General features: G+C 69.9%; 14 protein-coding genes. 3 read left to right on the forward strand and 11 right to left on the reverse strand.

Annotation, left to right across the window (positions count from 1 at the left end):
- Nucleotides 1–100: 100 nt before the first annotated feature.
- From ACZ7LS_RS02785 to leuA, 4 genes are all read right to left on the reverse strand, one after another.
- The gene (locus tag ACZ7LS_RS02785) at nt 101–925 is read right to left on the reverse strand and encodes an isoprenyl transferase (protein WP_382518059.1); all 825 of its coding nucleotides are present in this window, start codon (nt 923–925) and stop codon (nt 101–103) included.
- 21 nt (nt 926–946) lie between these two features.
- A complete protein-coding gene (recO, locus tag ACZ7LS_RS02790; protein ID WP_382518056.1) occupies nt 947–1,696 on the reverse strand; it encodes a DNA repair protein RecO in 750 nt (249 codons plus the stop codon).
- A 216-nt stretch (nt 1,697–1,912) separates the two neighbouring features.
- Nucleotides 1,913–2,608, reverse strand: a complete 696-nt coding sequence (locus tag ACZ7LS_RS02795; protein WP_382518054.1) for a TerB family tellurite resistance protein — start codon at nt 2,606–2,608, stop codon at nt 1,913–1,915.
- Nucleotides 2,609–2,866: 258 nt separating this feature from the next.
- Entirely contained in the window at nt 2,867–4,627 is a 1,761-nt protein-coding gene (gene leuA, locus ACZ7LS_RS02800) for a 2-isopropylmalate synthase (RefSeq protein WP_385129901.1), read from the reverse strand.
- Nucleotides 4,628–5,020: 393 nt separating this feature from the next.
- Between leuA and ACZ7LS_RS02805 the strand changes: the two genes are divergently transcribed.
- Nucleotides 5,021–6,073 (forward strand): M4 family metallopeptidase, encoded by a 1,053-nt coding sequence (locus ACZ7LS_RS02805; RefSeq protein WP_382672065.1) that lies wholly within the window; start codon nt 5,021–5,023, stop codon nt 6,071–6,073.
- 62 nt (nt 6,074–6,135) lie between these two features.
- Nucleotides 6,136–6,402: a protealysin inhibitor emfourin gene (locus ACZ7LS_RS02810; protein WP_382518046.1), complete on the forward strand. Its 267-nt coding sequence runs from the start codon at nt 6,136–6,138 to the stop codon at nt 6,400–6,402.
- Between the two features lie 30 nt (nt 6,403–6,432).
- Here the strand turns inward: ACZ7LS_RS02810 and era are convergent, their stop codons facing one another.
- From era to ACZ7LS_RS02825, 3 genes are all read right to left on the reverse strand, one after another.
- Nucleotides 6,433–7,404: a GTPase Era gene (gene era / locus ACZ7LS_RS02815; protein ID WP_382518043.1), complete on the reverse strand. Its 972-nt coding sequence runs from the start codon at nt 7,402–7,404 to the stop codon at nt 6,433–6,435.
- Nucleotides 7,405–7,487: 83 nt separating this feature from the next.
- Complete coding sequence (locus ACZ7LS_RS02820) at nt 7,488–7,853, reverse strand: cytidine deaminase (RefSeq protein ID WP_382518041.1); 366 nt, start codon at nt 7,851–7,853, stop codon at nt 7,488–7,490.
- Between the two features lie 83 nt (nt 7,854–7,936).
- Complete coding sequence (locus tag ACZ7LS_RS02825) at nt 7,937–8,695, reverse strand: GntR family transcriptional regulator (protein WP_385129898.1); 759 nt, start codon at nt 8,693–8,695, stop codon at nt 7,937–7,939.
- Nucleotides 8,696–8,816: 121 nt separating this feature from the next.
- Between ACZ7LS_RS02825 and ACZ7LS_RS02830 the strand changes: the two genes are divergently transcribed.
- Complete coding sequence (locus ACZ7LS_RS02830; RefSeq protein WP_385129896.1) at nt 8,817–9,389, forward strand: hypothetical protein; 573 nt, start codon at nt 8,817–8,819, stop codon at nt 9,387–9,389.
- Between the two features lie 30 nt (nt 9,390–9,419).
- Here ACZ7LS_RS02830 and ACZ7LS_RS02835 read toward each other — a convergent pair whose 3' ends face one another.
- Genes ACZ7LS_RS02835 through ACZ7LS_RS02850 form a run of 4 tightly spaced genes read right to left on the reverse strand, consistent with a single transcriptional unit; the run spans nt 9,420 to nt 12,593 of the window.
- Nucleotides 9,420–9,779: an MmcQ/YjbR family DNA-binding protein gene (locus ACZ7LS_RS02835; RefSeq protein ID WP_382518035.1), complete on the reverse strand. Its 360-nt coding sequence runs from the start codon at nt 9,777–9,779 to the stop codon at nt 9,420–9,422.
- Nucleotides 9,776–11,065 (reverse strand): hemolysin family protein, encoded by a 1,290-nt coding sequence (locus ACZ7LS_RS02840; RefSeq protein WP_382518034.1) that lies wholly within the window; start codon nt 11,063–11,065, stop codon nt 9,776–9,778. The genes ACZ7LS_RS02835 and ACZ7LS_RS02840 overlap by 4 nt, the downstream gene beginning before the upstream one ends.
- Nucleotides 11,062–11,559: an rRNA maturation RNase YbeY gene (gene ybeY, locus ACZ7LS_RS02845; protein WP_382518032.1), complete on the reverse strand. Its 498-nt coding sequence runs from the start codon at nt 11,557–11,559 to the stop codon at nt 11,062–11,064. Before ybeY ends, ACZ7LS_RS02840 begins: the two co-directional genes overlap by 4 nt.
- A gap of 14 nt (nt 11,560–11,573) precedes the next feature.
- A complete protein-coding gene (locus tag ACZ7LS_RS02850; protein WP_382518030.1) occupies nt 11,574–12,593 on the reverse strand; it encodes a PhoH family protein in 1,020 nt (339 codons plus the stop codon).
- Between the last annotated feature and the right edge of the window lie 35 nt (nt 12,594–12,628).

Below are 12,628 nucleotides of genomic sequence, written 5' to 3' on the forward strand. Positions count from 1 at the left end.
GTCAGCGGCAACCGTCCTGGGTCGCCGTACGGGCTCGCGGTCAAGCCCGTACGGCGACCGCGCGTTACGGCCCCCGTGCCCCACCCGCCGCCTGCTCTGCCTATTCCGGCTGCTCCAGCTGCTCCTCGTTGGGCAGCGCTCCGCCGAAGCGCCGGTCCCTGGACGCGTACTCCAGACAGGCCCGCCACAGATCACGGCGGTCGAAGTCCGGCCAGAGCACGTCCTGGAAGACCATCTCGGCGTAACTGCTCTGCCAGATCAGATAGTTCGACGTGCGCTGCTCCCCGCTGGGACGGAGGAAGAGATCCACGTCCGGCATGTCCGGGTAGTACAGATACTTGGCGAACGTCTTCTCGTTGACCTTGGACGGGTCGAGCCTGCCGGACGCGACATCGGCGGCGAGCGCCTGCGCGGCGTCCGCGATCTCCGCGCGGCCACCGTAGTTGACGCAGAAGTAGAGCGTCATGGCGTCGTTGTCCTTCGTCTGCTCCTGGGCGACCTGGAGCTCCTGGACGACCGACTTCCACATCTTGGGCATCCGGCCCACCCAGCGGATCCGGATCCCCAGCTCGTCCATCTCGTCGCGGCGGCGCCGGATGACATCGCGGTTGAAGTTCATCAGGAAGCGCACCTCGTCGGGGGTGCGCTTCCAGTTCTCGGTGGAGAAGGCGTACAGGGAGAGGTTCTTGACCCCCATCTCCAGACAGCCCTTGAGCACATCGAGAACGACGCCCTCGCCGACCTTGTGGCCCTCGGTGCGCGGCAGACCGCGCTCCTTGGCCCAGCGGCCGTTGCCGTCCATGACGCAGGCCACGTGCTTCGGGACCAGCTCGCCGGGGATCTTCGGCGGGCGCGCACCGGAGGGGTGCGGTTCCGGCGTCTTGTACTCGCGGCTGGAACGCCCCAGGATTCCGCGTCGTGCCATGCGCTCTCGTCTCCTAGTTTCCTAGTTCTTCTCTACGTATCTGAGCGAGCGCAGCCCGCGCTCCAGGTGCCAGTGCAGATAGGCGGACACCAGTCCGCTGCCCTCCCTGACATGCCGCGCCTCGCACGCGTCCGCCGTGTCCCAGTCGCCGGTCAGCAGCGCGCTGAGCAGCCCGACGGCCTCAGCCGAGGGTACGACGCTGCCGGGCACCCGGCAGTCACCGCAGACGACTCCACCCGCCGCGACCGAAAAGAAACGATTCGGTCCGTGGAGTCCGCACTTCGCGCAGTCGTCGAAGCTCGGCGCGTAGCCGTTGACGGCGAGGGAGCGCAGCAGGAAGGCGTCCAGGATCAGATGGGGTGCGTGCTCCCCGCGCGCGAGCGTACGCAGCCCGCCGACCAGGAGCAGATACTGCTGGACGGCCGGCTCCCCCTCATGGTCGGTGAACCGCTCGGCGGTCTCCAGCATGGCGGTGCCCGCGGTGTAGCGGGCGTAGTCGGTGACGATGCCGCCACCGTACGGAGCGATGGTCTCGCTCTGGGTGCACAGCGGCAGCCCGCGTCCGACGAGGTCGCTGCCGCGCGCGAAGAACTGCACATCGACATGGGAGAACGGCTCCAGCCGCGCCCCGAACTTCGATTTGGTCCGCCGCACACCCCGGGCGACGGCGCGGACGCGGCCGTGGCCGCGGGTCAGAAGCGTGATGATGCGGTCGGCCTCACCGAGCTTCTGGGTGCGCAGCACAACGCCGTCGTCCCGGAACAGACTCATGGGGCCCATTCTCCCGCATGCGCGGACGGCCCTTCGCCCGCCGCGGACAGCCCTTCGGCCGTCGTGGGCGGCTTCCTCCGCTCTCCCCCGCCCGCCGTGCTCCCCTCGTCCGGCGAGTGGGCCCGAGGGGGTCGGGCTGCGGACCGAAGGTCGGGTTGCGGACCGAAGGTCGGGCTGTGGACCGAGGGCCCGGGGTGCGGACCGAGGAGGCCGGGCTCAGGAAGGCGTGCCGGACGCCGCCAGCAGCAGCCGCTCCGTATCGTCCGAGCAGAGCTGGAGCGCGCCGCCGACGATGCTCAGCACCTCGCGCTCCGGCAGGCTGTACGGGCCGTCCGCCACCGCGATCCGCGCGCCCTGCAACACGATCGACTCCCGTCCCGCCGGGGCGAGATGCGGGGCCAGTGGCTCCAGCGCCTCATGCAGCTCGATGGCGAGCGCCGCGCCGCACGGTCCCGGCTCGACGAGGAACCGGCCGGTGTCCGCGGCGAGCGCGTCGACCAGATCCGTCAGCCGGTCCTCCGTGCAGTCCTCGAACCCGGCCGCCCGAACGGTGAGGACCGCGGTCTCCCTGACCGTGCGCGAGGACGTGCCACCCGCCGCGAGGACCGCCAGCGCGACCGTGTGCACGGCATCGCGCAGCATCGCGGAGAAGCGGACGGTGGTGGGGTGGTCGAGGACGTCCGTCCCGAAGTGGGCGTGGCAGGCGGCGCATTCGACGACGGGCCCGGCGCAGCCGCGCGGGAGCAGCGGGACCCCGAGCACCGTGAAACGGCGACGGCCGGTGCGACGGCGGTAGTTGCGGTCGCCTCCGCAGTCGGGACAGAAGAACTCTCCGTCACCGACGGTGTTCCATGACGTACGAATGCCGCAGAAGCGCACTTTTCGCCCATCGGGTCTCTGAGCTGGCAGCACGTCGCGCACCTCCGTAACACTCCGGCAACGCTTCGTTGCGTTGCACTCCGCTCCGCCTCTGCGCCCGTTGGGGGAATCCGGATACAGAGCCGCCGCGTTGACGTGATGTTAGCCACATCACGTGCGCCTCGTCAGTACCGCGGCGTGAGATCGCCACGACATGGCTGAACCCCGACCACCGTGGCTGGTGATCGGGGTCCGCGAAACGCTCAGGTCAGGCCGGGTCGGGCGGAGCCGGGGCCGGAGCCGGCGGCCGGGTCAGCGGGTCGCGCGGTTCACCGCGGAAATGACCGCCTTGAGTGAAGCGCGGGTGGTGTTCGCGTCGATTCCGATGCCCCACAGCACCTTTCCGTCGATCGCGCACTCGATGTACGAGGCGGCCTGCGCGCTCGCGCCCTCACTCAGGGTGTGCTCCTGGTAGTCCAGCAGCCGGGCGTCCACCCCGACCGCCGCCAGCGCCTCGAAGAAGGCCGAAATCGGACCGTTGCCGGTACCGGTCAGCACGGTCTCCGTGCCGTCCACGACGGCCTGGACGGTCAGTGTGTCCTTGCCGTCCGTGTCGGTCGTGGTCTGGCCGGAGCGGAGCTGGACCCGGCCCCACGCGTTCTCCGGGTTGGGCAGGTACTCGTCCTGGAAGACCGACCAGATCTGGCCGGGGGTGACCTCGCCGCCCTCGGCGTCGGTCTTGGCCTGGATGATCCGGGAGAACTCGATCTGCATCCGGCGCGGCAGGTCCAGCTTGTGGTCGTTCTTCAGTACGTACGCGATCCCGCCCTTGCCGGACTGCGAGTTGACCCGGATGACCGCCTCGTACGAACGGCCCACGTCCTTCGGGTCGATCGGCAGATACGGCACGGCCCACTCGATCTCGTCGACCGGCTTGCCCCGCGCGGCCGCGTCGGCCTCACGCGCGTCGAAGCCCTTCTTGATGGCGTCCTGGTGGGAGCCGGAGAAGGACGTGTAGACCAGGTCGCCCGCGTAGGGGTGGCGCGGGTGGATCTCCATCTGGTTGCAGTACTCGCTGGTACGACGGATCTCGTCGATCTGCGAGAAGTCGATCTGCGGGTCGACGCCCTGGGAGAAGAGGTTCATGCCCAGCGTCACCAGGTCGACATTGCCGGTGCGCTCGCCCTGCCCGAACAGACAGCCCTCGATCCGGTCGGCCCCGGCCATGAGCGCCAGTTCGGCGGCGGCGACGGCCGTACCGCGGTCGTTGTGCGGATGCACGGACAGGCACACGTTCTCGCGGCGGGAGAGGTGGCGCGACATCCACTCGAAGCGGTCCGCGTGCGTGGACGGGGTCGAACGCTCCACCGTGGCGGGCAGGTTGAGGATGATCTCGCGGCCGGCCTCGGGCTGCCAGACGTCCATGACGCCCTCGCAGACCTCCAGCGCGAAGTCCAGCTCGGTGTCGGTGAAGATCTCCGGGCTGTACTGGTAGCCGAAGATCGTCTCGGGGCCCAGGATCTTCTCCGCGTACTCCATCACCAGCCGGGTGCCGTCCACGGCGATCTGCTTGACCTGCTCCTTCGTGCCGCGGAAGACGACCCGGCGGAACGTGGGGGCGGTGGCGTTGTACAGATGGACGGTCGCGCGGTGGGCGCCGCGCAGCGCCTCGACGGTGCGCTCGATCAGTTCCTCGCGGGACTGGGTCAGGACGGAGATCGTCACGTCCTCGGGGATCGCGCCCTCTTCGATGATCGACCGCACGAACGCGAAGTCGGTCTCACCGGAGGACGGGAAGCCGACCTCGATCTCCTTGTAGCCCATGCGGACCAGCAGATCGAACATCTCGCGCTTGCGGGCCGGTGACATCGGGTCGATCAGCGCCTGGTTGCCGTCGCGCAGATCGGTGGAGAGCCAGCGGGGGGCGACGGTGATCCGGTTGTCCGGCCAGGTGCGGTCGGGGATCTCCACCGCCTCGTAGCGGCCGTACTTGTGGATCGGCATCCCGGACGACCGCTGGGTGTGGGTCGCGTTGGTGATGGGCGTGGCACGACCGACGGAAGAATCAGACATTGCGCAGGGCTCCTCGTGTGTCCGCTGGGACGGCCGACGGGCGTGAACACCGCAACACCGGACTCCGCGGGGAGGGGGTCGGCCTACGACTACAGACCCTCGCCGCGGCAGCTAAGGAGAAGCAGCCCGAAACGCATGATGTCAGGCAGCCTAGCCGAGCCGTACCGGATGCGCGGGTCCGTATCAGAATGCGGGATACGAGGAGCGTCCCGCGAGACGGGCGGGAGACGCCCGCCGAGACGGCGGAGACACGGCGCGACGGCACGGCAAAGGCGGCAGCGGCGGCAGAGGCGCGGCGGGCGATGTAAAGACCCGGCCTCCGGGAATCACTCCATCTCAGCAATTCCTGTCGCGATGGGTGACAGGACCATCACACACTGCCACCGTTCTCGTATGAACGACATCGCGCCCGTTTTCTGCACGATCGTGCCACCCCATCTCCTCGACAAGCTCGCCCAGGCCGAGGACCCCCGGTTCTCCGGGCCCGCCCGGCGCACCCTGGAGGTGGACTCCGCGCACCGCACCCGGCGCCGGATCACCGGCCTGCGCCCCCTCGCCGCCCCCACGGCCGCCGCCACCGGAAACCCGCACCGCACGATCCACGACTGCGCGCACGGGACCACGCTGCCGGGCAGGAAGGTGCGCGGCGAGGGCGACGAGCCCGGCCGCGACGCGACCGTCAACCGCGCGTACAGCGGTCTCGGCGCCACGTTCGAGCTGCTGCTGTCGGCGTACGGACGTGACTCGCTCGACGGCGCCGGACTGCCGCTGGTCGCCAGCGTCCACTACGACGAGGGGTACGCGAACGCCTTCTGGGACGGCGAGCAGATGGTCTTCGGCGACGGTGACGGCGAGGTCTTCCTCGACTTCACGCTGCCCGTCGATGTGATCGGCCACGAACTGGCCCACGGCCTCACCCAGTACACCGCCAACCTCGACTACCAGGGTCAGTCGGGCGCCCTCAACGAGTCCGTCTCGGACGTCTTCGGCTCGCTGGTCAAGCAGTACACCCTGGAGCAGACCGCCGACCGGGCCGACTGGCTGATCGGCGCGGGCCTGCTCGCGCCGGGGGTCACCGGGGAGGCGCTGCGCTCCATGAAGGCGCCGGGCACCGCGTACGACGACGATGTCCTCGGCAAGGACCCGCAGCCCGGCACCATGGACGACTTCGTACGGACCACCCAGGACAACGGCGGGGTCCACATCAACTCCGGGATCCCCAACCACGCGTTCTATCTGCTGGCCGTGGCGCTCGGCGGAAAGGCGTGGGAGCGGGCGGGACAGATCTGGTTCGACGTGCTGACCGGCGGCGAGCTGGCCGCCGACGCGCAGTTCGCGGACTTCGCCCGGCTGACCGTCTCGGCGGCGCGGGCCCGCTTCGGGGACGGCGCGGAGCTGGAGGCGGTGACCAAGGCGTGGTCCCAGGTCGGCGTCCCAGCGGCGTGAAGCACCGGGTGCGGCGGGAGCGGCGGCTACCGTCGCCGCCCGTCACGTACTAGACAGGACCCATGCGTATCCAAGTACGGCGCACAGGCGGCTTCGCGGGCATCGAGCGCAGGGCCGAGATCGAGACGTCGGGCCTGCGCGATGCCGGTGACTGGCGGGAACTGGCCGAGCGGGCGCTGGCGGACGGCGCGGAGACGCCGTCCGCCGGCGTGCCGGACGGCTACCACTATGTGATCACCATCGGCGACCGCGCGGTCCACTGCGCGGACCCGGGGCTGACCGACGACCAGCGCGCGCTGATCTCGCGCGTGCTCAAGGAGGGCGCCTAGGCCCTTGCCCTCGGCGTCCCGCCCCGCCGGTCAGAACCCGAGCTTGCGCAGCTGCTTCGGGTCGCGCTGCCAGTCCTTGGCGACCTTGACGTGCAGGTCGAGGAAGACCGGGGTGCCGAGGAGCGCCTCGATGTGCTTGCGGGACTTCGTCCCGACCTCCTTGAGCCGCTTGCCCTTCGGGCCGATGATGATGCCCTTCTGGCTGGGGCGCTCGATGTAGACGTTCGCGTGGATGTCCAGCAGCGGCTTGTCCGCCGGGCGGTCCTCGCGCGGCAGCATCTCCTCGACGACGACCGCGATCGAGTGCGGCAGCTCGTCCCGTACGCCTTCCAGCGCGGCCTCGCGGATCAGCTCGGCGACCATGACCTGCTCGGGCTCGTCGGTGAGGTCGCCCTCCGGGTAGAGCGGCGGGCTCTCCGGGAGCAGCGGGACGAGCAGATCGGCCAGCAGACCGACCTGCTGGTCACCGACCGCCGAGACCGGGACGATCTCCGCCCACTCCAGGCCGAGTTCCTTGCCGAGCTGGTCGATCGCGATGAGCTGTTCGGCGAGCGTCTTGGAGTCGACGAGGTCCGTCTTGGTGACGACGGCGACCTTCGGCGTCTTCTTGATGGCGGCCAGTTCCTTGGCGATGAACCGGTCGCCGGGGCCGAGCTTCTGGTCGGCGGGCAGACAGAAGCCGATCACGTCGACCTCGGCCCAGGTCGTCCGTACGACATCGTTGAGGCGCTCACCGAGCAGCGTGCGCGGCTTGTGGAGGCCGGGGGTGTCGACCAGGATCAGCTGCGCCTCGGGGCGGTGCACGATGCCACGCACGGTGTGCCGGGTGGTCTGCGGCCGATTGGAGGTGATGGCCACCTTCTGACCGACCAGAGCGTTCGTGAGGGTGGACTTGCCCGCGTTGGGGCGGCCGACGAAGCAGGCGAAGCCGGCCCGGTGGGGGGCTTCGGTTGCCGCGGGTGAAGTCTCGGGCGAAGAGGTACGAGCGCTCATGGCGCCCATTGTCCCCGATCGTTTACGCCGCGCCGACCAGACAGCCCCGCACGGGCGCCGCGCCCCCACGTTCCGCGCACAGATCCGGCCGGTCAGCCCGCCGTGACGGTCACCCGGAGCGTGCCGTCAGGTCCTGCCACCAGCACCGGGGTCGCGGGCCCGCCGAGGTCGCGCACGGCCGCGCGGTCCTCGTCCGGCACGGTCCCCTCGGCCGTGACGACGGCCGCCGCCTCCAGCGAGGTCGCACCGCTGGCCACGGCCATCGCGACAGCCGTACGCAGCGCGCTGAGCTTGAGCGACTCCAGCCCCACGGTGCCGGCCACATACGTACGCCCGGTCTCGTCCCGCACCGCCGCACCCTCCGGTACGCCGTTCCGGGCGCGGGCGCTGCGCGCCAGCGTGATGATCTTGCGGTCCTCGGGGGAGACGCCGGTGCCGGGGTCGGTGCTCTCAGTCATATGCCGAGCATAGGCACCACGACCACCACGCCCTCCAACGGGCCGCACCGGGACGGTCTCTCGCCCTCCGGGCCGGACAGGCCCTACGCGTCGAAGTCGTACTCAAGCACGTACGACGCGGAGTCGAGAACCATCTCGTTGACCTCGACCGGCCGCCTCTCCGCGGTGAACGCCGTACGGCAGATGAGCATGACGGGCGTGCCCGCGGAGAGGCTCAGCCGGTGCGCCTCGTCCTGGGACGGCATGCGGGAGCGGACCTCTTCCCTGAAGCGCACGGGCTTGAGGCCGAGTTCGTCGAGCCGTGCGTAGATCCCGCCCGGACCGGTGTCCTCCCGCGTGATGGCCGAACCCGCGACGAGGGCGGCGGGCAGGAAGCTGGTGGCCAGCAGAACCGGCTTGCCCTCCAGGACATAGCGCCGTCGCCGTACGCAGACGGCGTCGTCCGGGGCGATGTCCAGGACGTGCGCGATCCGTTCCTGGGCGGGCTCCTCGGCCACACCGACCTGGTCCACGACGAGCGTCCGGTCCTCGATGTCCGCCGACCAGACCGACCGCCCGGCGCCCCACCGCTCACCGGCCAGCCGCTGAACACCATGCCGCCGCAGCGGCCGGAACGACCGTACGAACACACCCGCGCCCTTGCGGGACTCGGCGATCCCCTCACTCTGCAGAACGCCCAGCGCCTGCCGCGCGGTCATACGGGCGACGCCGTGGGCGGCCATGAGGTCGTTCTCACCCGGCAGCCGCGCGCCCGGCCCGTACTCGCCCGCCCGAATCGCCTCCCGGAGCGCGTCGGCGATGCGCTGGTACTTCGGCTGACGGGCGCCGCCGCTTGTGGCCATACGTGAACGTCCTCCCTCTTCTCTAGACACCCTAGGGCACACGTGCGCCGGCGCACTTCGGGCCGCGTGCCCGCACCGCCGACGGCACATTGGGGTAAGCGGGCCGCGTCAGTCGGAGCCCGTGCCGTACATCGCAGAGTGGAGCGCGGAGCGGGCTCCCGGCCCGCGCGTCGTCACGAAGGGCCGGGGCATCGGGTACGCGGACGAGCGGCCCTACGACCGCGACACGGACGGCGTGCTGTGGACACGCGTCCGCTCGCTGCCCGGCAGGGGACGGCCTCATTTCGGCAAGGTCCACGCCCTGCGGCAGCGGCGCGCCATGGGGCAGCTCCTGTGCCAGATCTGTGCCCGGCCCGCCGACCGCGATGCGGATGGGGTGCTCTGGCCGCTGGGCGAGGATCCGGCCGCCCCGGACTCCTGGCCGCGTGATCTCATCACGGCCCATCCACCGCTCTGCCGACCGTGCGCCGTGAGGTCCGTGCGTGTGTGCCCTCATCTCCGCACCCGGTGTGTGGCGCTGCGTGTCCGTTCCTTCGGGCTGGCTGGAGTGCGGGGAGCGCTCTACGGTCCGGGGAATCCGTCCCCTGTCCCGCTGGGCGCGGTGGGCGTGGCCTTCGATGATCCGCGTATCCACTGGGTCCGGGCCGGACAGCTCATCATGCGGCTGCGTGAATTCACTGTCACCGGCCTGTGAGCCGGCCACGGGCACCCCGCGCCGTCGTGCTCAGGGCCTGTCCAGTCTGAGGCGGTCCCGCTTCGGGAGGCCCGCCACCACCAGGTCGTACGAGTCCTCGATCAGCTCCCGCACCATCCTGGCGGGCAGCGGGCCGACCGTCACCGTGTTCCAGTGGCGTTTGTTGAGGTGCCAGCCCGGGACGATCTCCGGGTGGGCTTCGCGGAGGCGGATCGCTTCCTCCGGGGCGCACTTGAGGGAGACCTTCAGCGGGCGGTCCTCCAGGGCGCAGATCGCGAAGATCTTCGTGGCGACCCTGAAGACCGTGATGTCCGGGTTGCGCGGGAACGGAACGTCCGAGGACGTTCCGTTCAGGGCCAGGCAGTACGCCTTCAGCCGCGCCGGGGTCACGAGGCCGGGGCTTCCTTGCGGACCGGTTCCGCGAGGACGGTGACGATCTTGTTCCGGCGGCCGGCCGGGGATTCGGCCGTCAGACGGAGCGTGCGGCCGTCCGGCAGGTCGACGTTGGCGGTGGCGCCGGCGATCGGGACGCGGCCCAGGGCCTTCGCCAGGAGGCCGCCGACGGTCTCCACGTCCTCGTCGTCGTACTCGTCGAGCCCGAACAGCTCCCCGAGGTCACCGATGTCCAGCCGGGCCGTGACGCGGTACGAGCCGTCCCCCAGCTCCTCGACCGGCGGCAGTTCGCGGTCGTACTCGTCGGTGATCTCGCCGACGATCTCCTCAAGGATGTCCTCGATCGTGACGATGCCGGCCGTGCCGCCGTACTCGTCGATCACGACCGCGACATGGCTGCGCTCCTGCTGCATCTCGCGCAGCAGATCGCCCGCGTTCTTCGTGTCGGGCACGAACGCGGCGGGCCGCATCGCCGTGGAGACCAGATCGGCTTCGGACTCCCGGTTGATGTGCGTCTTCCTGACCAGGTCCTTGAGGTAGACGATGCCGACGATGTCGTCCTCGTTCTCCCCCGTCACCGGGATACGGGAGAAGCCGGAGCGCAGCGCCAGCGTGAGCGCCTGACGGATCGTCTTGTACCGCTCGATGCAGACCAGGTCCGTGCGCGGGACCATGACCTCCCGTACGAGGGTGTCGCCCAGCTCGAAGACGGAGTGCACCATCCGGCGCTCGTCGTCCTCGATGAGGGACTCCGACTCGGCGAGGTCGACCATCGCCCGCAGCTCGGCCTCGCTGGCGAACGGGCCTTTGCGGAAGCCCTTGCCGGGCGTGAGCGCGTTGCCCAGCAGGATCAGCAGCTGCGGGATCGGGCCCATGATCCTGGCGAGCGGCAGCAGGACATACGCCGAGGCCGTGGCCGTGTTCAGCGGATGCTGGCGGCCGATCGTACGGGGCGAGACACCCACCGCCACGTACGAGACGAGCACCATCACGCCGATGGCGACGACCAGCGCCGCCCAGGTCTCCTCGAACTCCTTCAGGCAGACGTACGTGACGAGCACCCCGGCCGCCATCTCGCAGGCGACCCGGACCAGCAGGGCCACGTTCAGATAGCGCGTCGGGTCGGAGGCGACCTGCGCCAGCTTGGCCGCGCCCCGCCGCCCCGAGCGGACGGCCTCGGCCGCCCGGAAGCTGGAGACCCGGGCGAGGCCCGCCTCTGCCGAGGCCGCCAGCCAGGCCACGACGACCAGGGCGACCGCTCCGACGATCAGTTGCGCGGTCATGAGACGGTCGGCGCGGGCGACGGACCCGTGAGCCCCTGCTCGGACCGCCAGCCGTCGACGATGGCCGCCTGGAGGCCGAACATCTCGGCCCGCTCGTCCGGCACTTCGTGGTCGTACCCGAGGAGATGCAGCACACCGTGGACGGTGAGCAGCTGGAGCTCCTCGTCCATGGTGTGCTGCGTCGGGGCTTCCTCGCCCTGCCTCTTCGCCACCTCGGGGCAGAGCACGATGTCACCGAGGAGGCCCTGCGGTGGCTCCTCGTCGTCCTTGACCGGCGGACGCAGCTCGTCCATCGGGAAGGACATGACATCCGTCGGACCCGGCAGATCCATCCACTGGATGTGCAGCTGCTCCATGGCGGCCTCGTCCACCACGATCACCGACAGCTCGGAGAGCGGGTGGATGCGCATCCTCGTGAGCGCGTAGCGGGCGACGTCGAGGATCGCCTGCTCGTCGACCTCGGTGCCTGACTCGTTGTTGACGTCGATCGACATGGTGCGCGGTCGCTCTACTTCCCGTTGCGGCTGTCGTACTGTTCGTACGCGTCGACGATACGGCCGACGAGCTTGTGCCGTACGACATCCTGGGATGTGAGCCGGGAGAAGTGGATGTCGTCGACACCGTCCAGGATGTCCTGGACCTGGCGCAGACCGCTCTTCGTGCCGCCCGGCAGGTCGACCTGGGTGATGTCGCCGGTGATGACGATCTTCGAATCGAAGCCGAGCCGCGTCAGGAACATCTTCATCTGCTCGGTGCTGGTGTTCTGCGCCTCGTCGAGGATGATGAACGCGTCGTTGAGCGTACGGCCGCGCATGTACGCCAGCGGCGCCACCTCGATCGTGCCCGCCGCCATCAGACGCGGGATCGAGTCGGGGTCGAGCATGTCGTGCAGCGCGTCGTAGAGCGGCCGCAGATACGGGTCGATCTTCTCGTAGAGCGTGCCGGGCAGGAAGCCGAGCCGCTCGCCCGCCTCGACGGCGGGCCTGGTCAGGATGATCCGTGTGACCTGCTTGGACAGCAGGGCCTGGACCGCCTTGGCCATCGCGAGATATGTCTTGCCCGTACCGGCGGGGCCGATGCCGAAGACGATCGTGTGCTTGTCGATCGCGTCGACATACCGCTTCTGGTTGAGGGTCTTCGGGCGGATCGTCCGGCCGCGGCTGGACAGGATGTTCTGGGTGAGCACCTCGGCGGGCGTCTCGGGACCGTCCGCTCCGCCGTTCTCGCTCGCCCTGAGCATGGCGATCGAACGTTCCACTGCGTCCTCCGTCATCGGCTGACCGGTGCGGAGCACCAGCATCATTTCGTCGAACAGGCGCTGGACCATCGCGACATCCGCCGCGTTGCCGGTCGCGCTGATCTCGTTTCCCCGGACATGGATGTCTGCGGCCGGGAACGCCTTCTCGATCACCCGCAGGAGGGTGTCTCCGGAGCCCAGGACCGTCACCATGGGGTGGTTGGGGGGGACGGTCCACTGGGCACGTGCCTGCCCCGACGCGGGGGTCTGGACTGTAGGTGTCTGAGTCATGGGCCGGCGCTGTGGCCTGCGCATACCTCCCGTTG

This window comes from Streptomyces sp. NPDC039430, assembly GCF_055639435.1.

What these genes read in the sequence shown, in the direction of transcription:
- ACZ7LS_RS02785 (WP_382518059.1), bottom strand. Translation starts at nt 925, where the DNA reads ATGGCACGACGCGGAATCCTGGGGCGTTCCAGCCGCGAGTACAAGACG.
- recO (WP_382518056.1), bottom strand. Translation starts at nt 1,696, where the DNA reads ATGAGTCTGTTCCGGGACGACGGCGTTGTGCTGCGCACCCAGAAGCTC.
- leuA (WP_385129901.1), bottom strand. Translation starts at nt 4,627, where the DNA reads ATGTCTGATTCTTCCGTCGGTCGTGCCACGCCCATCACCAACGCGACC.
- ACZ7LS_RS02805 (WP_382672065.1), top strand. Translation starts at nt 5,021, where the DNA reads ATGAACGACATCGCGCCCGTTTTCTGCACGATCGTGCCACCCCATCTC.
- ACZ7LS_RS02810 (WP_382518046.1), top strand. Translation starts at nt 6,136, where the DNA reads ATGCGTATCCAAGTACGGCGCACAGGCGGCTTCGCGGGCATCGAGCGC.
- era (WP_382518043.1), bottom strand. Translation starts at nt 7,404, where the DNA reads ATGGGCGCCATGAGCGCTCGTACCTCTTCGCCCGAGACTTCACCCGCG.
- ACZ7LS_RS02820 (WP_382518041.1), bottom strand. Translation starts at nt 7,853, where the DNA reads ATGACTGAGAGCACCGACCCCGGCACCGGCGTCTCCCCCGAGGACCGC.
- ACZ7LS_RS02825 (WP_385129898.1), bottom strand. Translation starts at nt 8,695, where the DNA reads ATGGCCACAAGCGGCGGCGCCCGTCAGCCGAAGTACCAGCGCATCGCC.
- ACZ7LS_RS02840 (WP_382518034.1), bottom strand. Translation starts at nt 11,065, where the DNA reads ATGACCGCGCAACTGATCGTCGGAGCGGTCGCCCTGGTCGTCGTGGCC.
- ybeY (WP_382518032.1), bottom strand. Translation starts at nt 11,559, where the DNA reads ATGTCGATCGACGTCAACAACGAGTCAGGCACCGAGGTCGACGAGCAG.
- ACZ7LS_RS02850 (WP_382518030.1), bottom strand. Translation starts at nt 12,593, where the DNA reads ATGACTCAGACACCTACAGTCCAGACCCCCGCGTCGGGGCAGGCACGT.